Source organism: Streptosporangium sp. NPDC051022 (assembly GCF_040683035.1).
Taxonomy (GTDB): domain Bacteria; phylum Actinomycetota; class Actinomycetes; order Streptosporangiales; family Streptosporangiaceae; genus Streptosporangium.
The window spans coordinates 45,558-65,161 of record NZ_JBFBCF010000023.1; the positions used below are offsets into that span (position 1 = coordinate 45,558).

Consider the following 19,604-nt stretch of genomic DNA (forward strand, 5'->3'; position numbering starts at 1 on the left):
CGTCATTCCCAGGCGAAACCGGCGCCGGGCGCGTCGTCGGCGAGGACGGCGCCCTCGATCAGCCCGTAGGGGCGGTCGGCAGCGTAGAACACCTCGTTCGGGTTGTCGAGCCCGAACGGCGTCAGGTCCACCGGGAAGTGGTGCCTGTTCGGCATCGCCATGCGCACCTCACAGATCTCCTCGCGGGTCTCCAGCACCCGCTTGCCCATCGCGTACAGCGTCTGCTGCAGCGACAGGCTGTGAGTCCCGGCGAACGCCTCCAGAAGGCATCGCCGTACTTCACTGTACGACGCGCCGAACCCGTATGACGTGCCGGAACGGAAGTCCCGAGGGAGGTGCCGCCAGCGGGCGGAGACGGCCGTCGACAGCACGCGGTCACGGGTCGGCGCCAGCGTGGTGTACTCGTCGCGGATGAAGCCGGAGAACTCCGAGCCGGTCGAGTTGAGCACGACCAGGTCCTTGAGGCCGGAGGTCACGGTGGTGGTGCCGTCCCGGTCGTGGTGGACGACGCAGGTGCGCACCTCCGCGCCGGACCTGACGAAGGAGTGCCGCTCGCCGGGCGGCCGGGAGTCCTGCCCCTCCCCGATGCGGTCCCACAGATACTCCTCGATCTCCACGCGGGCGTGGTGGACGGAGGGCTGGGACTCCACGTAGTGGCGGGCCAGCAGGATCGCGAAGTCCTCGATCTCGTCCACGCCGTGCTTCCTGGCGAGGGCGTAGACGGTGTTCTTCTGCGTGTCGGTCGGCAGGACGGCGGCGTTGTCGCCGGCCAGGTGGACGTCCTCCATCGCGCCCGACAGCGCGGAGCTGACGTTGACGTCCTTGATGTGGTGGACACCGCCGTCCCGCAGGACGCGGACCAGGCGGGTCTCCGCCTTGCCGTAGCGGTTGGGTCCGAGAACCACCATGTTCCTAGCTCCCACGGTAGGTCGAATAGGCGAACGGGCTCAGCAGCAGCGGTACGTGGTAGTGCTCGCCGGGGTCGCCGACCGTGAAGTCGATCGAGACCTCCGGGTAGAAGGCCTCGACCGCGCGGGCCGCGAAGTAGCCTCCGGTGTCGAAGACCAGCCGGTTGGCGCCCGCTTCGGGGGTCCAGCCGCCGATCCGGCCGTCGGCGTCGGTGACGCCCTCGGCCAGCACCCGGCCCGCCCGCTCCAGCCGTACGGCGACGCCCGCAGCCGGTCTGCCCAGCGCGGCGTCCAGGACGTGTGTGGACAGGCTCACGCGGTCGCCTCCAAGAGCTTCGCCGGGCGCGGGCGGGTGAGTCCCCGCCGTCACGGGGTTCACGTTGGACATGTGAGCAGTACACACAGCGGGCCCGCAAAGGATCCAGCTGCCAGGACTCCCGGGTGAGACAAAGGTTCGCCCCGGCTTTTCATGGCACGCTCCAAAGCGGCCCCCGGGAACGGGCCGTGTCCGGGCGGCACGGAGGTCGCGGGAGGGGGCAAGAAGGACGGAACGGCTCACACGCCCCGGGCAGGGGCGGCACCGCGGGCCGGTCGGACGTCGGCCGCGACGCCTAAACTGGTCCCACCATGACTTCTCTCTCCCTCATCGGCGGACACGTCTCCGTCACCGGCGGCCTGGCCAAGGGCGGGCTGCGGGGTGCCGCGGACATCGGCGCCGAGATGATCCAGGTGTTCGTCACCAATCCCCGGGGATGGGCGCTCGCCGCGGGCGACCCCGCCCAGGACAGGGCGCTGCGCGAATCGGGGATGCTCTCCTTCGTGCACACGCCCTACCTCGTCAACATGGGCTCCCCCAGCTCCGAGACCCTGGAGAGGTCGGCGGCCACCGTACGGCACTGCCTGCTGCGGGCCCACGCGATCGGCGCGAGGGGCGTGGTCGTCCACACCGGCTCCGCGGTGACCCAGTCGCGCGACGACGCCCTGCGCCAGCTGCACGAGCACCTGCTGCCCCTGCTGGAGGAGATTCCCGAGGACGGCCCCGACCTGCTGCTGGAGCCGATGGCGGGTCAGGGCGCGATGCTCTGCGCGACCGTCCAGGACCTGGAGCCCTATCTCGCGGCGCTCGACTGGCATCCGAAGGCCGGGGTCTGCTTCGACACCTGCCACGCTTTCGCCGCCGGTCACGACCTGTCGGCCGCCGACGGCGTCCGGGAGACCCTCGACGCCCTGCACGAGATCGCCCCGGGGCGGCTCAAGCTGATCCACGCCAACGACTCCAAGGACGTGTGCGCCTCCAAGAAGGACCGGCACGAGAACATCGGGGCGGGCCACATCGGTTCCCTGCCCTTCGGCGACCTGATGCGCCATCCGGCGGCGGCCGGGGTGCCGCTGTGCATCGAGACGCCGGGTCCGGCGGCCAGGCACCGCGAGGACATCGAGACACTGAAGAAACTCCGCGACGCCTGACGCGGGTGCCTGACACCGGACGCCGGGTGCCCGGCGCGGCGGTCCGCGGGTGTGACGGGACGCCCGCGGCGCGCAATCCGGCCGCCCCCGTGTGGCCGGATCACGGTCGGGCCCGCGGACCAGCGCGGGCGTCCCGTCACACCGGAGATCGCCGGGCCCCTCCCCCCGGTCAGGGCCCGACAACGGGTGAGCGCACGTCCGGCGTCACCCTGGGGTTCCGCGCACCAGGTCCTTAGGGCCCTTCGGCCCTTGTCCCCCCCTGGTGCAGCGGGTTCGGCTCTCCGATGTAGGGAACACTAGAGGGACGCTCGGAGGCGCGACCGGTGCTTTGCGACCAGCGCGATTAACGGTTAGTAGTCGTCGATGTACGGAGAGTCGCGACGCGACGAGCGGCCACCCGCGGACGACGAACGGTCACCCCCCGCGCCGGGGGACACCCACCCCGGCACCGGCGAAAATCCTCCCCTCCGACCGGGGTCCCCTACTCCTCGCCGGAGAACCTCTCCCAGGCCGACTGCCGCGTCATGTCGAGGGCGGCGCCGATCCTGGCCCACGTGACGCCGCGCTCCCGCAGCCGCCCGACCCAGGCCCGCAGGTCGGCCTCGACCCGGGCGCTCGCCGCGGCGACGCGGGGCAGGTGGTCGAGGATCTCCTCGTCGGTCAGGCCGTCCGGCCAGGGGATCTCGGGGATCTTCTCGTCCGATGCCGCCCCCTCGGGGGCGTCCGGCGTCCCGGCGTCCGGCGTCCCGGCGTCCGCCTCGGAGTCCGCCTCGGGCCGGGCCAGCTCGCCGAGGATGGTGTTGCAGAGGTCGACGCACGTGTTGCAGATGTACACGCCGGGGCCGGCGATCAGCCTGGTCACCTCGGCCTTGGACTTGGCGCAGAAGGAGCAGTGGAGGTCCTGCTCGACGGACGACGTTGCGGACATACGGCACTCCAGGGACGATCGCCGTCAGGCTTCTCCTGACAGCCTCCGCCGCGACCCTACAGCGTCAGGAATCACCTGACAACACTCGCGAGACGGGGACGCACGGCGCGGCGACCGGGAACGCCCACCGGCCGGGCACCGCCCAACGGCGCCGGCCCGCCCCGTTCCACCGCTCGCCGTACCGGCGCCCGGACGGTCACGAACGCGGCGAAGGCGAGCGGCCACCACACCGGACGACCAGACTCCGACCGGCAGGCGGGCAGGCGGGCAGGCGGGCAGGCCGGCCGACAGGCGGGCAGGCGAGCAGGCCGACAGGCGGACAGGCGGACAGGCGGACAGGCGGACAGGCGGGCGAGGAGCGGGCAGGCCGACAAGCGGGCAGGCGGACAGGCGGACAGGCGGACAGGCGGCTACCGGAGCGTTCCCGGGGAGGACGACCGGTCCTGGAGCTGGCGGACGAGCTGCTCGCGCACCCGCCGGGTGTGACGGCGGCTGACCGGCAGCGTCTCCGCGCCCACCCGCAGCGTCACCCGCCCGCCGTCGAAGTTCAGCTCGCTCACGTGCCGCGCCGAGACCAGCGTGCTGCGGTGCACGCGGATGAACCCCGACGCGGCCCAGCGCCGCTCCAGCGCGGCCAGGGACATGCGCACCAGGTAGTTGCCGTCCACGGTGTGCAGCCGTACGTAGTCGCCCTTCGCCTTGGCGAACCGGACCGCCTGCTGGGCCACGAACCTGGTCCGGCCGCCCAGCTCGACCGGGATGACGTCCTCGATCTCAGGCTCGCCGGTCGCGGGCGCCGCGCTCTCCAGCCGCCGTACGGCCTCCGCCAGCCGGTCGGGCCTGACGGGCTTGAGCAGGTAGTCGACGGCCTCCAGCTCGAAGGCCTGTACCGCGCAGTCCTCGTGGGCGGTGACGAACACCAGCCGGGGGGAGTTGGGCAGGCCCCCGATGAGACGGGCCAGATCGAGGCCGTCCAGCCCCGGCATCCGGATGTCGAGGAAGACCCCGTCGAACCGCTCGCCCGCGCCGATCATCTGAACCAGGTCCTGCAGCGCGTTCACCCCTCCGGAGGCGGTGGAGACGTGCTCGATGCGGGGATCCTGCCGCAGGAGGTAGGCAAGCTCCTCCAGTGCGGGGACCTCGTCGTCAACAGCCAGGACTCGCAACATGGCCCCACGCTGCACTCAAAACACGCCGCACCGCAAGGGGCAGGTCAACTTCACGTAATGATATGACTACAATTAGCTATCGATGAGCGGAGAGCTTGGGCAGGCGCAGCCGCACCTTGGTGCCCGCCCCCGGCGCGGTCTCGACCAGCAGGCCGTAGTTCTCGCCGTAGATGTGACGCAGCCGCACGTCCACGTTGGCCAGCCCGATCCCGCACTCGCCCCGTTCGCCCCGCCAGTCGTCGTCGAGCAGCAGCCTGACCCGCTCCGGGTCCATGCCGAGGCCGTCGTCCTCCACGCTGACGTGGGCCTCCGCGCCGGCGTCCCAGACCAGCACCCGCACCTCGCCGCAGCCGCCGGTGGTGGCCATGCCGTGTTTGATGGCGTTCTCGACGAGCGGCTGCAGGCACAGGAACGGCACCGGCACCGACAGCACCTCCGGCGCGACCCGGACGGTGAAGCGGAGCCGTTCGCCGAACCTGGCACGTTCCAGGAGCAGGTAGCGGTCGACGCAGTGCAGCTCGTCGGCCAGGGTGGTGAAGTCGCGTTCGCGGCGCAGCGCGTATCTGGTGAAGTCGGCGAAGTCCATCAGCAGTTCGCGGGCCCGCTCCGGATCCGTACGGACGAACGAGGCGATGGTGGTCAGCGAGTTGTAGATGAAGTGCGGGGAGATCTGCGCGCGCAGCGCCCGCGTCTCCGCCTCCATCGCGCGCCGCCGCGAGGAGTCGAGCTCGGCCAGTTCGAGCTGGCAGGAGATCCAGCGGGCCACCTCGGTGACGGTCCTGACCAGCGCCGGGCCGACCTCGGCGTCGTAGGCGGCCAGCGCCCCGACCACGCGGTCGTCCACGGTGAGGGGCACGACGACCCCGCCCCTGATCGCGCATCCCGGGGTGCCGCAGGCGAGGGCGTTCCCGGTCAGCACGCGCGGCCTGCCCGACGACAGCACGGTGCGGGCGTGGCCCGGCGCGTGGTCACGGTGGCAGTCGGCCTCCCCGTCCCAGGCGAGCACGCCGTCGGCGTCCGTCATCGCGATCGCGGCGGTGCCCAGCAGGGTGCGCAGGTGGCGGATCGCCTTGCGGGCGGAGTCGCGCGTCAGGCCCGCCCGCAGCGACCTGGCCGCCAGCGCGGCGACGTGCAGGGCGGCGAAGGTCGCCTCGTCAGGCAGGCCGCCCAGGCGGCGAGGGGAGACCGGGCGGCGGCCGGGCAGGACGAATCCCGTGAGGGTCCTGACGGCGCAGAGCAGCGCCCAGACACTGGTCGACATGCGGGAAACCGTAGTCAACCCCGCCTGTCAATCAGGCAAGAACGCCGATCACGGTGGCCCTTCGCCCGGTTCCTCCTGATAGGAGTAGCGCTGCTCCCGCCAGGGGTCGGCGACGTTGTGATAGCCGCGTTCCTCCCAGAAGCCGCGCCTGTCCTCCAGGAGATACTCGACGGCGCGCACCCACTTGACGCTCTTCCAGGCGTAGAGATGGGGGACCACGGCCCGCACCGGGAATCCCCGCTCGGGGGCGATGGGCCGCTCGTCCAGCTCCAGGGCGAACAGCGTGTGGGGGCGCTCGAAGTCGCTCATCCGGACGTTGGCGCTGTAGCCGTACTCGGCCCAGAGCATGACGTGCTTCACCCCGGGGGCCGGCGGGACCAGCTCCATCAGCGTCGCCGCCGACACCCCGGACCACTCGTTCCCCATGATCGAGAACTTGGTGACGCAGTGGAAGTCGGCGATGATCGTGGTGCGCGGCAGTTCGGAGAACTGCGGCCAGGTGAAGCTGTGCGGCTCACCGGAGGCGGTCGCCCCCATGACCTGGAACCGCCAGGTGGCCGGGCGGAACGTGGGCACCCGCCCGTAGTGGATGACCGGACGTCCACGGGGGACGTACTGGCCCGGAGGCAGGCGAGTCTCCTCCTGCGGAGGTTCGGACTGCTCCACCACCACTCCCCTCTCCCCTTCCCCGATCACACGGGGCAATCCTGCCACCGTGCCTCGGCCGCCGTCTCAGCGGCCACCGCATAACGCGCTCCACCGCGTGGACACCGGGAGAACACCTCCCGATCACCGATACGTCTCCGTGATGCGCTACTATTTCCCGCGATGCGTACTGCGTTCTGGTTTTGGTATGGCGACGGACCCGTGGGTCGGACCGTTCGCCTCCAGATGCTGCGCTGACAGCTAAGGCGAATGGGAAGGCCCCGGGTCCGGATATCGGACTCGGGGCCTTCTCGTTTTTCACGGACCCTTCACCGGATCATCAAAGGAGAGACATGGTCATCGTCATGGGCCCCGACGCCACGCAGGGCGACGTCGAGGCGATCGTGGAGGTCATCGGCACGGCGGGCGGCGACGCGTTCGTCAGCCGTGGCGTGAGCCGCACGATCATCGGCCTGGTGGGCGACGTGGCCCAGTTCAGCGTGCTCAACCTGAAAAGCATGCGAGGGGTCGCCCAGGTCATGCGGGTGACGGCCCCCTACAAGCTGGTGAGCCGGGACAACCACCCCGAACGGTCGACGATCAGAGTCGGCGGGGTGCCGATCGGCCCGGGCACGGTCACGCTGATCGCGGGCCCGTGCGCGGTGGAGACCCCGGAGCAGACCCTGCAGGCGGCCCAGATGGCCAAGGCCGCCGGGGCCACCCTGCTGCGCGGCGGCGCCTACAAGCCCCGCACCTCCCCCTACGCCTTCCAGGGGCTGGGTGAGGCGGGCCTGCGCATCCTCGCCGACGTGCGCGAGCAGACCGGCCTGCCGGTGGTGACGGAGGTCGTGGACGCCCACGACGTCGAGCTGGTCGCCTCGTACGCGGACATGCTGCAGATCGGCACCCGTAACGCGCAGAACTTCGCGCTGCTGCAGGCGGTCGGCGGGATCGGCAAGCCGGTCATGCTCAAGCGCGGCATGAACGCCACCATCGAGGAGTGGCTGATGGCCGCCGAGTACATCGCCCAGCGCGGCAACCTCGACATCGTGCTGTGCGAGCGCGGCATCCGCACCTTCGAGACCGCCACCCGCAACACCCTCGACGTCTCGGCGGTCCCCGTCGCCCAGCGTCTGTCGCACCTGCCGGTCATCATCGACCCGTCCCACTCGGGCGGCCACCGGAACCTGGTCCTCCCGCTCACCCGCGCCGCCATCGCCGTCGGCGCCGACGGTGTGATCATCGACGTCCACCCGCAGCCCGAGCTGGCACTCTGCGACGGCCCCCAGGCACTGCTCGACGGCGACCTCGAGGAACTGGCCGACGTGATGCGCCGCTTCCCGCCGCTGCTGGGCAAGAGCGCGACCGGCGACGCCCTGGCCCACGCCTGACCTTCCCCGTCCGCCCTTCCGGTCTCTCCCGGCTTCCGCCGGCACCGGAGGCACCGGGGAACGTCGGGGGGCACTGAGAGGGCACTGAGAGGGCACTGAGAGGGCACTGAGAGGGCACTGAGAGGGCACTGAGAGGGCACCGAGGGGGCACCGAGGGGGCACCGAGGGGGGCATCGGGGGCAGCACCACGCGTCCGGGGTACGGCCGGCTCCGCGAACCGCCGGCCGTACTCACGAGTAATACCGTACTCACGGGTAATTTAAGTACGAGCGCTCAGGCGCGGCGACCGGCGGGCGTGGATCGTGGAGGCATGACCAAAACGATCCAGCCGCGGCACACCGGCGCCTTCTACTTCCAGTCGGTCGTGTCCTTCGGTGTGTCCGCCTCCGCGGTCACCGTCGGCATCGTCTATCTCCCGGTCGAGACCTGGGTCCGCGCGTTCCTGGGCATCGGCGTGCTCTACGTCGTCACCTCGACGTTCACGCTGGCCAAGTGCGTGCGCGACCGCCAGGAGCTCAGCGACGTCACCAACCGCGTCGACAGGGCGCGCCTGGAGAAGCTCCTCACCGAGCACGACCCCTTCAAGACCGACTGACGGCCGGAGCACGGGCGGGTGCCTCCCCCGCCCGGCGCCCGGCCCGCCGCCCGCGGCCACGCGGGGGCGTGACAGGCGGCGGGCGGAGGCGGGCGGGGCGCCCGCGGAGAGACCTCTCCGCGGGCGGTGCTCAGCCCTCCAGCTTGTACTCCTGGAGGGACCCGGCGAGCTGGACGGCGAGTTCCTCGGCGTCCAGGCGCCGCTCGATCTGCTTCAGGTCGGCGATCTTCGCGGCCGTCTCCGCCCGGCGGGGGGCCAGGAGGGTGCAGCAGTCCTCGTCGGGCAGCTCGGAGATCTCCAGGGTGCCGATGCGCCGGGCCTCGGCCATGATCTCGGTCTTGTCCAGTCCGATGAGCGGGCGCAGGATCGGCATGTCCACCGCGTCGTCCTGGGCGGTGATGTTCTGCAGGGTCTGGGAGGAGACCTGGCCCAGGGAGTCACCGGTGATCAGTGCTCCGGCCCTGAGGCGCCGGGCGACCTCCTCGGCGGTCTTGAGCATCAGGCGGCGCTGGGAGATGACCGCGAGGCGGTCCTGGCCCGAGGCCTTGATGGACTGCTGGGCCTTGCCGAACGGCACCACCCACAGGCGGGACCTGCCCTGGAACTTGTCCAGCGCCCTGACCAGGGCGTACGCCTTGTAGATGGACTCCGACGTGGTGAACGGGATGCCGGAGAAGTGCAGGAAGTCGACCCGCAGGCCACGGCGCATCATCCGGTAGGCGGCCACCGGGGAGTCGATGCCGCCGGACATCAGGACCAGGCCCCGGCCGCTGGTGCCGACCGGCAGGCCGCCCTGGCCCGGCTGCCCGCCGGTGAAGACGAAGACCTCGTCGCGGTCCACCTCGATGGAGACCACCAGCTGGGGGTTCTTCAGGTCGACCGGCAGGCCGTAGATGTCGTTGAGCTCGCCGCCGACGGAGCGGTCGAGCTGCATCGAGGTCAGCGGGAAGCGCTTGTCACGGCGACGGGAGCGGACCGCGAAGGAGACACCGCGCTTGACGTCCTCCCGGTCGGCCAGCAGCTCGATCGCGGCCTTGGTGACCGCCGACGGGTCCTTGGGGACCCGCCAGGCCCGATGGACCCAGACCAGGCCGGGAACATGGCTGACGCGCTCGGCGACCGCGTCCGCGCGCTCGGCGCCGGAGCCCTCCGGCAGGAAGAGCGCGATGACACCGTGACGCTGCCGCAGGTCCACCTTGAAGTCCAGGTTCTTGACGGCGGCCTTGATGTTGGCCTGCAGCCTGCGTTCGAAGAGCTCGCGGTTGTTTCCCTTGAGGACGACCTCGCCCAGTTTGAGCAGAACGCAGGGCTCGCCCAAGGCGGACATGGTCATGGTGCAACCTCCGGTGGAGCTTCGAGGGGGAAGATGGGGCTGGTACGGCGCTGCCGCGCCGCTGGAATGGGGCCGGTGTGGAACTGACGTGGGACTGACGCGGGACCGTTGGGGGCTAACGCCAAGTGTCGCGCGTGGTCGTGTGAAGACAATGCCTCGACCTAGCCACTTTAGTCGTCCTCATGACCCGTCCAGGCCTTGCTCGATGGCGTACCTGACGAGTTCGACGCGGTTGTGGAGCTGGAGCTTGTTCAACGTGTTCTGGACGTGGTTCTGCACGGTCCGGTGGGACAGGACCAGGCGCTCGGCGATCTGCCTGTAGGACAGGCCCTTGGCGACCAGGCGCAGCACCTCGGTCTCCCGTTCGGTCAGGCGGGGCCCGTCGGGGCGGGCGGACTGGGCGGCCAGCCTGCGGAACTCCCCCAGCACGAGCCCGGCGAGCCCCGGGGTGAAGACCGCGTCGCCCGCCGCGGTCCGCCGGACCGCGTCGAGGAACTCCTCCTTGCTCGCCGATTTCAGCAGATATCCGGATGCGCCCGCCTTGACCGCCTCCAGTACGTCCTCCTGCTCGCCGCTGGCCGACAGCACCAGCACCCGGGGCTGCGGCTCGCGGGCGGCCAGCCGCCTGGCCACCTCGACCCCGGACAGGTCGGGCAGCCGCAGGTCCAGGACGACCAGTTCGGGCCCGGCCGCCGCGGCCACCCGGAGCGCCTGCCCGCCCTCGCCGACCACGGCCACGACCTCGTATCCCGCCTCGGTCAGGTCCCTGGCCACACCGTCCCGCCACATCGGGTGGTCGTCCACCACCATCACGCGCATCCGCCAAGCCTATTGAGACGGTCAGGGCGCCGGAACAGACATTTCGATCTCGGTTCCCTCGCCCGGCGCGGACAGCACCGTGACCGTGCCGCCCAGATCTGCGACGCGGCCCCGGATGGACTGGGCGACCCCGAGCCGCCCGTCCGCGGCGGCCTCCTCCAGCCTGCCCTCGGGAATGCCCGGCCCCTCGTCCCTGACGGTCACGGTGACCGCGCCGCCGTCGCTCTCGGCGAAGACCCAGGCGGGGGCGTACGGGCCGCAGTGCCTGACCACGTTGTCCAGGGCGGCGCCGACCGCGGCGCTCATCTCCCCGGCCACCGAGGCCGGGAGGGGCAGCGGGGTGGCCGGGACCGAGACGGTGACCGAGGCCGAGCCGTACACCTGGAGCAGGACGCGCAGGTCGGCGGTCCCGACGGCGGGCGGCTCCGGGCGGAGCCTGACCAGCTCCCGCAGCACGGCCTCCTGCTCACCCGCGAGCCTGCCCAGCTCTGCCGCCTCACCGCCGGCCTCCTGCCCGCGGCGCTGAACCAGCGCCAGGACCTGCAACACCGAGTCGTGGATGTTCCTGGCGATCCTGTCGCGCTCGCGCCCCGCCGCCTCGATCTCGATCGCCCGCTGCAGGCGCGCCTCCGCCTCCTTCGCCAGCCGGGCGACGTGCCCGACCAGCACCCCCGCCAGGAAGAGCAGCACGGTGCCGTTGATCGGCAGGGTCTCGAAGTCGAACCCGCGGATGCCGTGGAGCCACAGGTCGGCCAGGGAGACGATCAGAGCCGCCACGGCCCCCACCCGGCGCCCGCCGTACACCCCCCAGGCCAGCACGGGACCGCCCATCCAGGTGCCGGTGATCGGCAGGCTGCCCACCTGGTAGGCGCCCTGCACCAGGGGGGTGGCCAGCAGGCAGCCCAGCGTCACGAGCATGTCGGCGATCAGCAGCGGCCAGCCGCGGAACTCCGCGTCGGAGTAGACGAAGATCGTCGCCACCGTCCACAGCGTCATGAAGCCGATCACCAGCCAGCCGGTCGCCGGGTGGGCGTACCCGCCCGCGCGCAGCAGCAGAACCGTGGCGTACACCAGCGACGCGACGCGGAAGACCGCGATGACCCGCCAGAACGGACCCTCGATCCCCGTCACGCCCTGACCCTACCTTTAGGCGCGATGGCGAATGAATGTAATAATTTACCCATATTTCCCTAAAAAGAACTTTGGACCATGTCTCTCGTAGACCACTTCTCATACGGCCTGCTCACCCCCGTCCTGGCCTACATCGCCTCGGCCGTCGGGTGCATGCTCGGCCTTCTCCTGACCGCCAAGGCACGGGCCGCGACGGGCCCGGAACGCGTGCGCTGGCTGATCGGCGGAGCCCTGTCCATCGGCGGCACCGGCATCTGGGTCATGCACTTCATCGCCATGATGGGCTTCACCGTGGGCGGCGGCCAGATCCGCTACGACGTGCCCCTGACGACCGCCTCCGCGCTCCTCGCGGTGGTCTTCGTCGGCGCCGGCCTGCTGCTGGTGTCCGCCAAGGGCGAGCGGTTCGGCCCCCTCCTGCTCGGCGGGGTGCTCACCGGTCTCGGCGTGGCCGGGATGCACTACCTCGGCCTGTACGCGATGAACATGTCGGCGCACGTCTCCTACGACCCCATGCTGGTCGCCCTCTCCGTGCTGATCGCGATCGCCGCCTCGACCGTGGCCCTCTGGTTCACCCTGCGCACCGGCGGCACGCTCGCCGCCGGGGGCGCGGCCCTGATCATGGCGGTCGCGGTCTCCGGCATGCACTACGTCGGAATGTTCGCGATGGAGGTGCACCCGCGCGTCTCCGTGACGCCGGTCTCCGGCGCCCGGGGCATCGACTTCATGCTGCCCACGCTGAGCGTGATCAGCCTCCTGACGCTCGGCCTGCTGCTGGCCGTCATCCTGGCGCCCTCCGACCAGGAGATGCGCGACGACGCCGAACTGCTGGCCCAGCTGGAGAGGCGGCGCGGCGAGCAGCCGTCTCCCCTGATCGCCCCGGCCGCCCCCGCGTCCCGGGCCGCCCAGGCGGTTCCGGCCCCGCCGCCCGCCGGGGCGCCGCGGCGTCCCTCCCTGTTCGACGCCGCCGACGACCGGCGATCCGGCGGGGACGGCAGGTAATGATGTACGGCTTGCGCCCGGGTGGGCCGCTCGGTCGAGGCGCAAGCCGTACATGGAGGGGACAGCGGAACGCTCGCGTTCCGTGACAGAACGTTAGGGGCGGCCGGTTGCAGAACGTTTGCAAGGCGATAGGGAGACCCGGGAAACGCCTCCGGCGGCCGGAGGCACCGGCCCACGCCGCCCGCCGGAACCGCCGGTCGCCACCGGCCGGCGGCCCGGCCGCCCCGCACCGGCCACCGGCCCCGCCCGCCTGAACCGGCGGCGGGAGCCGGTCGCCGAAACCGCCCGTCAGGGCCGCCGGCCGGAACCGTCAGCCGAAGAAGACCTCGGCCTCCTCGTAGCGGCTGACCGGCACGGTCTTCAGCTCCTTGGTCGCCTCGTCGAGGCCGACCGTCACCACGTCGGTGCCCCGCAGCGCGACCATGCTGCCGAAGCGGCCCTCGTGCACGGCGTCGATCGCGTGCAGGCCGAAGCGGGTGGCCAGCACCCGGTCGAAGGCCGTGGGCGTGCCGCCGCGCTGGATGTGGCCGAGCACGGTGGTGCGGGCCTCCTTGCCGGTGCGCTTCTCGATCTCCTTGGCGAGCATCTCGCCGATGCCGCCGAGCCGGACGTGCCCGAAGGCGTCGAGCTCGCCCGCCTGCAGGGTCATCTGGCCCTCGATCGGATGGGCGCCCTCGGCCACCACGATGATCGGCGCGTAGCGCGTCTTGAACCGGGACTCCACGTAGGCGCAGACCCGGTCGATGTCGAAGGGCTTCTCCGGGATGAGGATGACGTTGGCGCCGCCCGCCATGCCCGCGTGCAGGGCGATCCAGCCCGCGTGACGGCCCATGACCTCGCAGATCAGCGCGCGGTGGTGGGACTCGGCGGTGGTGTGGAGCCGGTCGATGGCCTCGGTCGCGATGTTGACCGCGGTGTCGAACCCGAAGGTGTAGTCGGTCGCGTTGAGGTCGTTGTCGATCGTCTTCGGCACGCCGACGACGTTGACGTCCTTGTCGAAGAGCTGCTTGGCGACGCCGAGGGTGTCCTCGCCGCCGATGGCGATCAACGCGTCGACCCCGGTGGCGGCCAGGTTCTCCCTGATCCGCTCGACACCGCCGTCGATCTTTATCGGGTTGGTCCGCGACGAGCCGAGAATCGTGCCACCGCGCGGCAGGATGCCCCGCACGGCCTGGATGTCCAGCGGCATCGTGTCGCCCTCTAGCGGACCTCGCCAACCATCGCGAAAACCAACGAACTCATGACCGTAAACACTCGCCCCCTTGCGCACGACGGCGCGGATAACGGCGTTGAGGCCGGGGCAGTCCCCGCCCCCGGTCAGCACTCCAATACGCATGGCATCCTCCGGTGGTGGTTCCGAGGCAAGACGGCCAGACTAAATGGGGTGACGCGGCCGGCGATCGAGGGATTTTCGGACGCCGACGCAAGGCATTCTGCCTGCAGACAAGCCCAATGGTCTAGACCAAAACGAAGGAGTCCCTCTTATGTCGGTTCTCGCCATCGACGCCGGGACGACCGGGGTCACCGCCTTGGTTGTGACCGAGGACGGCCGGATCGACTCCAGGGGTTACCGGGAGTTCGCCCAGTACTTTCCCGAACCTGGCCGGGTCGAACATGTTCCCGAGGAAATCTGGCAGGCCACGCTGGCCGCCTGCCGTACCGCGCTGGACCGGGCGAGCGTCACCCCCTCCTGCGTGGGGATCACCAACCAGCGCGAGACCGCCGTCCTGTGGGACTCCACGACCCTGGCCGCGCCCCGTCCCGCGATCGTCTGGCAGGACCGCCGCTCGGCGGGCATCTGCGCCGGGCTCCGCGAGGCGGGCCACGAGCCCCGGGTGGCCGAGCTGACCGGGCTGCGGCTGGACCCGTACTTCACCGCGACCAAGCTCACCTGGCTGCGCGAGCACGACCCCCGCTCCTGGTCGGCCGTGACCTCCGGCGAGGCCGTCGTCGGCACCGTCGACTCCTACCTGGTCGCCCGGCTGACCGGCGGCGCCCGGCACGTCACGGACGCCTCGAACGCCTCCCGCACGCTGCTGTACGACCTCGGGGCGGGAGGATGGTCGGCGGAGCTGTGCGAGCTCTTCGGGGTGCCCCGGGAGGCGCTGCCGGAGATCGTGCCGAACCACGGCGAGATCGGCAGGACCGACCCGGCCGCCTTCCTCGGCCTGGACCTGCCGATCGGCGGCATGGCGGGCGACCAGCAGGCCGCGCTGTTCGGCCAGGCGTGCTTCTCCCCCGGCGACGTCAAGTGCACCTACGGCACGGGCTCCTTCGTCCTGATCAACACCGGGACCGAGCCGGTCAGGTCCCAGGACGGGCTGCTGACCACCGTGGCCTGGCAGACCCCCTCCGGGGAGATCACCTACGCCCTGGAGGGCTCGATCTTCGTCACCGGCGCCGCCGTGCAGTGGCTGCGCGACGGGCTGGGCGTGATCGACACCGCGCCGCAGTCGGAGGCGCTGGCGGGCACGGTCGCCGACAGCGGCGGCGTGGTGTTCGTGCCCGCCCTGACCGGCCTGGGCGCGCCGTACTGGGATCCCGACGCCCGCGGCACGATCTTCGGCATCACCCGGGGCACCACCCGCGCCCACCTGGTCAGGGCCACGCTGGAGGCCGTCGCGTTCGAGGTGCGCGACGTCGTCGAGGTCATGACCGGCGCGGCGGGCCTGCGGGTGCCCGCCCTCAAGGCGGACGGCGGAGCCAGCGGCAACGACCTGCTCATGCGCCTGCAGGCCGACCAACTCGGCGTCCCGGTCGAACGGCCCGCGATCCAGGAGACCACCGCGCTGGGAGCGGCCTTCCTCGCCGGGCTGGGCACCGGCGTCTGGTCCTCGACCGAGGAACTGCGCAAGACCTGGACTCTGGACCGCCGCTTCGAGCCGGGCGACCGGGACGAGGCCGCCTACACCCGCTGGCTCAAGGCCGTGGACCGCGCCCGCTCCTGGGCCGTCTGACAGGGCCTCACGGTGCTCCCTTGACAAGGACCTCATTTGGAAGGGCCTCATACGGGCCTCACCGAGTCTCCGCGCTCCGCGCGCATCATGCTCGGACTGCGCCCTTTGGGGCGCCGCCCCAAACCCCGGGTGAGGGGCTTGCCAGCCCCTCACACTCCCCGGACACCGACCGGCTCCGCACAGCCGCCATCAGGTGGTGGCTACTCCAGGGCGCCGGTACGGCGAGCGGTGGCACCGAGCCGATCGGCGCCGATGCACGACGCGCAACCCGGTGAGGGCTTCTGGCCGTCCGCCGCGCCCGGCGGTTCCAGACGCGGCCATCCCAGGTCCTCCGGAATCAGGCAGATCGGACACCTGCCCCCGTGACCCGTCGCACGCGTTGCACCACCCCTGATGCAACGCAGTATCACCCATTGGACACATCAAGCTACTTCGACTACGGCGCCGCCCGGCGTCATGTGAGGCGGAACCCCGCAGGCGGGCAGGCCATACGGGATTCCTTGATCGCAAAGGAGTGCGATCCGTGGAAGATGCGCGCCGTGAGGTGCTGAGATTTCGCGTGGAGGTGTTCGACTGTCAGATACCGCAGGTGGTGTCCGAATCCTCTCCTGTGATCAGGAAACCGGAGACCTCGCGCTGCACGCACTTCTGGGCGTCGGTGACGGCGTGCCGGCGGTAGGTGATGTGGCCGGTGGCCGCGAGGACGACGCGCCCGGCGCCGGGAATGCGGGCCGCCACGCGCAGCGCCCATGCCTTCGGGGTCGCCAGATCGCGCTCGTGGGTGGCGATCAGCGCGTTCACCCCCTTCACCTCCGGGGTCGCAGGCGGGTTGGTCACCTTCGCCGGCCAGCCCTGGCAGCCGAGCACGAAGTCCGTGGACTGGGCGTTGTAGCGGATGCCGGGGGCGGCCTTGCGAGCGGCGGCCATCGCCTTGCCGAACTGGGCGAACGTCGTCGCGACCGAGAAATCCCGACACCACGTGGCTCGATGCATGATCTCGACGTACGGCGGCTCGAAGGGCACCTCGCCCTTGCCTGTGGCGAGGTTCCCGATGACCTCCTTCATGGAGTCGGCGCCGAGATGTTCGTTGAGCAACGCGGTCAGCATGTGCGGAGTGACGGTGGTCTTCCCGTGCTTGAGCGTGCCCTTGTCGGCCTTGGCGAACAGCAGTGTCACGGTACGGCTCTGGGCCGGGTCCAGATGCTCACGGTAGGCGCGCTCGGCCTCCTTGGCGCCGTCGAGCAAGTGAGCGGCGGCGGTCTTGAGGCCATGGTCCACGACGCCGTCCAGGACGAGCCGGTCGAGCTTGTCCGGGAACAGCTGAGCGTACTGCTGGCCGATGAGCGTGCCATACGACTGGCCCAGGAAACTGATCTTCTCCGCGCCGAGCGCGCGGCGGATCGCCTCGACGTCCCGGGCGACGGACATGGTGTCCAGGTGATCGAAGAGCGGGCCGGTCCTCTTCCGGCAGCTCTCCCCGAGCCTGCGGTTGTGCACGACGAGTTCGTCCCAGGCCGCCTGGGTGGCCGGTGGGGTGAAGGCCCTGCTCACCAGCGCGTCGTCGCACTGGATGCCGTGGCTGCGTCCGATGCCGCGCGGGTCGAAGCCGATGATGTCAAAACTGTCGAGGATCTCGTCGGGAAACTCCTCGGGGGCCATCATGACCGGGGTCGCGCCGGGATTGCCGGGGCCGCCCGGGTTGGTGACCAGCGTGCCGAGCTTCTGCTTGCGGGCCTTGCTGCGGGAGACGAAGACCTCGATCTGCTCGCCGTCCGGTAGAGACCAGTCCACGGGCACCTTGACCGTGCCGCATTCGATGCCCTGGCCCGGGGCCGGGTAAGGCGGATCGGGCGGGCACTTCTCCCACTGGATGGCGGGGACGGGCTGCGGCGCGAGGACGCCGCCCAGACCGAGAACGGCGGCGAGAAGGAGTTTCGTCATCACAGGGGGAGAGCCTGCTGGATCAATGTTATCGGGTGTCGTTGAACACGTGATGAGTGTGTAACAGCGGCCGCCGACCGGCGCGAGCTCCACCAGAGTCGATTGCCCCGGCCCCGGCCGGTGGGATTCGCCGCCTGCAGTCGTCGGGGCTCAGCCCGTCTGATCAGGGAAAACCGAAATGGCGCGGAACATGACGTGGATTATGTCCCGCCTTTAGGTCACGGTCAAAGCGCAGGCCCATAACGCCGCACAAGCTTGTAGAACATCCATGCCCCCCACACACTCACTCCATGGGCATAAATGAAAACCTCGATAGGTTTAATGGCAATTCTTCCCGAGATCGAAGAGTGTGCGAGAACCGCCATCTCCATGTGGCGCTGCGTGAGCATGTGCACTGGATCGGCTACACCGGGCCGCTGTGCGTTTCGTCGCATCAGTTCAGCGAGTGGGAGTTGCCGGAGGGCACGGTCACGCTGATCGTCAGCCTGGGCGACCCACTGCGTACACCGATCTCTCAGGAGCACCAGATCATTACGGCCGCCCCTCCCTCGTTCGTCGTCGGGCTGCACGAACGACCACATCTTTCGGCCAACCCGCACGGAACAGCTCTGATCCGGATGGACATGACGCCCCTGGGGGCGTACTCGCTGCTGGGTGTGCCGATGAGGGAACTGGCCAACACCTTTCTCGATCTCGAGGTCTTCTTCGGATTCGCCGCACGGCAACTGGTCGACCGGCTCAGGGAGACCTCCGACTGGTCGGCTCAGGTCCGTCTGCTCAGCGCTTTTCTGCTCGAACGTCTGGAAAACGGGCCGGTCGCCGACCGCAACATCGGCCACGCCTGGCGTGAACTGCGGCGCACCGGCGGGCGAAGGGCCGTGGCGGATCTGGCCGACGACGTCGGCTGGAACCGGCGGCACCTCACCCGCAGGTTCACCGAACAGGTGGGGTTGCCACCCAAGACACTGGCGCGAATCCTCCGGATGCAGCGCGCACTGGACCTCCTGAAGGAGGAACCCCACCTCGGGCAGACGCGGGTGGCCGCGGACGCCGGCTTCAGCGACCAGGCGCACCTCATCCGCGAGTTCCGCAGTATCTCCGGCCGGACACCCACCCAGTTCCTGCGGAAGCCACTCTGAGACGAAACCATCTCCGCCTGTCCGCGTACCGGAGGAACCAGAGAAGGAGTGGGTTTTTCTTCCTGCGCAAGTAATGCGAGTGGCCGTATGTCTCGGACCAGTAGGACTGCTCAGGAACCGGACAGGGGAGCAGGGAGAAGACGCATGATGTCCCAAATATTCAATACACCGTCCTGGCGGCCCAAGCACAATCCTCTCAAGAGCCTTTCAGTTACGGCAGCAAGTGTGCCGAACAACGCGGTGCATCCCAAAACTGGCTCATGTAGGCCAACCGCTACCTCCTGCCAGCAGAGGACCAGCAGAGGAGCGGTACGCCTTCACCGCACAGAGCGAGTCCACTCTCACCAGACAACAAGGAGAAACGCTGATGCGCGCACGTCTACTGCTCACAGCAGTAACCATGGGAGCCACCCTGTTGGTGGGCGGTGCCGCCACCGCACAGGCGTCGTCCACATCCTCCGAGGCCAGCACCGCGTCGACGGCCACAGCCATGGGTTGGATTCGCTACCACACTTACCCCACCGTGGTGGAATGCTTGAACATGGCTGATAACTACGGCGGCGAGGCCCGCTGCATTGGACGTACTCTCTACATCTGGGTGGACGATCTCGTGCAGTAGCCGTCGCATCGGGAACGTTCAGACGGTGCCGCGTACGTGAACGGGGACGATTCCAGCGGGATCTCCCGCTCGTTCGGCGAGAAGAAGTGAGCGTGTCCGGGGCCGCGGTCATCGGCCCCGGACACGCCTGAAGCATCCCAGGAGATCAGGCCCCCGCACCAATCGGTGCGGGGGCCTTCCGTACTCGGGGTGCCGTTGAGGAATGTGCCACAGGCCGCCATTCGGATGCACCCCGCGCCACCACCCACCCCGACGACAACTGCCCGGAGAAAGGAAACGCGCGGGGCGCGAAGGTTCGGTGA

General features: G+C 70.1%; 17 protein-coding genes and 1 pseudogene. 7 read left to right on the forward strand and 11 right to left on the reverse strand.

The annotated features are described in order from the left end of the window. Positions 1-2: 2 nt before the first annotated feature. Complete coding sequence (gene pucL, locus AB0N02_RS31105) at positions 3-908, reverse strand: factor-independent urate hydroxylase (protein ID WP_363953672.1); 906 nt, start codon at positions 906-908, stop codon at positions 3-5. A gap of 4 nt (positions 909-912) precedes the next feature. Next, positions 913-1,224 (reverse strand): hydroxyisourate hydrolase, encoded by a 312-nt coding sequence (gene uraH / locus AB0N02_RS31110; protein ID WP_363953674.1) that lies wholly within the window; start codon positions 1,222-1,224, stop codon positions 913-915. A gap of 311 nt (positions 1,225-1,535) precedes the next feature. On the opposite strand from uraH, the gene AB0N02_RS31115 reads away from it, so the two are divergent. Beyond that, complete coding sequence (locus tag AB0N02_RS31115) at positions 1,536-2,375, forward strand: deoxyribonuclease IV (RefSeq protein WP_363953676.1); 840 nt, start codon at positions 1,536-1,538, stop codon at positions 2,373-2,375. Positions 2,376-3,159: 784 nt separating this feature from the next. Here the strand turns inward: AB0N02_RS31115 and AB0N02_RS31120 are convergent. The 4 genes and pseudogenes from AB0N02_RS31120 to AB0N02_RS31135 all read right to left on the reverse strand — a co-directional run. After that, positions 3,160-3,303: pseudogene (locus tag AB0N02_RS31120) on the reverse strand (ClpX C4-type zinc finger protein); the annotation flags it as partial. A gap of 410 nt (positions 3,304-3,713) precedes the next feature. Then, positions 3,714-4,472 carry a LytTR family DNA-binding domain-containing protein gene (locus tag AB0N02_RS31125; protein WP_363953678.1) on the reverse strand — a complete coding sequence of 253 codons (759 nt, stop codon included), beginning with the start codon at positions 4,470-4,472 and terminating at the stop codon, positions 3,714-3,716. 76 nt (positions 4,473-4,548) lie between these two features. After that, on the reverse strand, positions 4,549-5,733 hold the full coding sequence (locus tag AB0N02_RS31130; RefSeq protein ID WP_363953680.1) for a histidine kinase: 1,185 nt from the start codon (positions 5,731-5,733) through the stop codon (positions 4,549-4,551). A gap of 48 nt (positions 5,734-5,781) precedes the next feature. Then, entirely contained in the window at positions 5,782-6,402 is a 621-nt protein-coding gene (locus AB0N02_RS31135) for a molybdopterin-dependent oxidoreductase (RefSeq protein ID WP_363953907.1), read from the reverse strand. 329 nt (positions 6,403-6,731) lie between these two features. On the opposite strand from AB0N02_RS31135, the gene aroF reads away from it, so the two are divergent. Continuing rightward, positions 6,732-7,769: a 3-deoxy-7-phosphoheptulonate synthase gene (aroF, locus tag AB0N02_RS31140; RefSeq protein WP_363953682.1), complete on the forward strand. Its 1,038-nt coding sequence runs from the start codon at positions 6,732-6,734 to the stop codon at positions 7,767-7,769. 310 nt (positions 7,770-8,079) lie between these two features. Continuing rightward, the gene (locus AB0N02_RS31145; protein ID WP_363953684.1) at positions 8,080-8,364 is read left to right on the forward strand and encodes a YiaA/YiaB family inner membrane protein; all 285 of its coding nucleotides are present in this window, start codon (positions 8,080-8,082) and stop codon (positions 8,362-8,364) included. Between the two features lie 130 nt (positions 8,365-8,494). Here AB0N02_RS31145 and thiI read toward each other — a convergent pair whose 3' ends face one another. From thiI to AB0N02_RS31160, 3 genes are all read right to left on the reverse strand, one after another. After that, complete coding sequence (gene thiI, locus AB0N02_RS31150) at positions 8,495-9,697, reverse strand: tRNA uracil 4-sulfurtransferase ThiI (RefSeq protein WP_363953686.1); 1,203 nt, start codon at positions 9,695-9,697, stop codon at positions 8,495-8,497. Positions 9,698-9,877: 180 nt separating this feature from the next. Next, the gene (locus tag AB0N02_RS31155) at positions 9,878-10,516 is read right to left on the reverse strand and encodes a response regulator transcription factor (protein ID WP_363953688.1); all 639 of its coding nucleotides are present in this window, start codon (positions 10,514-10,516) and stop codon (positions 9,878-9,880) included. 21 nt (positions 10,517-10,537) lie between these two features. Continuing rightward, positions 10,538-11,647 carry a DUF5931 domain-containing protein gene (locus AB0N02_RS31160; protein WP_363953690.1) on the reverse strand — a complete coding sequence of 370 codons (1,110 nt, stop codon included), beginning with the start codon at positions 11,645-11,647 and terminating at the stop codon, positions 10,538-10,540. Between the two features lie 78 nt (positions 11,648-11,725). Between AB0N02_RS31160 and AB0N02_RS31165 the strand changes: the two genes are divergently transcribed. Further along, on the forward strand, positions 11,726-12,646 hold the full coding sequence (locus AB0N02_RS31165; RefSeq protein WP_363953692.1) for an MHYT domain-containing protein: 921 nt from the start codon (positions 11,726-11,728) through the stop codon (positions 12,644-12,646). Positions 12,647-12,956: 310 nt separating this feature from the next. On the opposite strand, the gene AB0N02_RS31170 is transcribed toward AB0N02_RS31165, so the two are convergent. Further along, on the reverse strand, positions 12,957-13,982 hold the full coding sequence (locus tag AB0N02_RS31170) for a 6-phosphofructokinase (RefSeq protein ID WP_363953694.1): 1,026 nt from the start codon (positions 13,980-13,982) through the stop codon (positions 12,957-12,959). Positions 13,983-14,130: 148 nt separating this feature from the next. On the opposite strand from AB0N02_RS31170, the gene glpK reads away from it, so the two are divergent. Then, the gene (gene glpK / locus AB0N02_RS31175) at positions 14,131-15,603 is read left to right on the forward strand and encodes a glycerol kinase GlpK (protein ID WP_363953696.1); all 1,473 of its coding nucleotides are present in this window, start codon (positions 14,131-14,133) and stop codon (positions 15,601-15,603) included. Between the two features lie 576 nt (positions 15,604-16,179). Here glpK and AB0N02_RS31180 read toward each other — a convergent pair. Beyond that, positions 16,180-17,544: an alpha/beta fold hydrolase gene (locus AB0N02_RS31180; protein ID WP_363953698.1), complete on the reverse strand. Its 1,365-nt coding sequence runs from the start codon at positions 17,542-17,544 to the stop codon at positions 16,180-16,182. A gap of 290 nt (positions 17,545-17,834) precedes the next feature. Between AB0N02_RS31180 and AB0N02_RS31185 the strand changes: the two genes are divergently transcribed. Both AB0N02_RS31185 and AB0N02_RS31190 read left to right on the forward strand, forming a co-directional pair. Next, positions 17,835-18,683: a helix-turn-helix domain-containing protein gene (locus tag AB0N02_RS31185; protein WP_363953700.1), complete on the forward strand. Its 849-nt coding sequence runs from the start codon at positions 17,835-17,837 to the stop codon at positions 18,681-18,683. 367 nt (positions 18,684-19,050) lie between these two features. Beyond that, positions 19,051-19,302 (forward strand): hypothetical protein, encoded by a 252-nt coding sequence (locus tag AB0N02_RS31190; RefSeq protein WP_363953702.1) that lies wholly within the window; start codon positions 19,051-19,053, stop codon positions 19,300-19,302. The last annotated feature ends 302 nt before the right edge of the window (positions 19,303-19,604 follow it).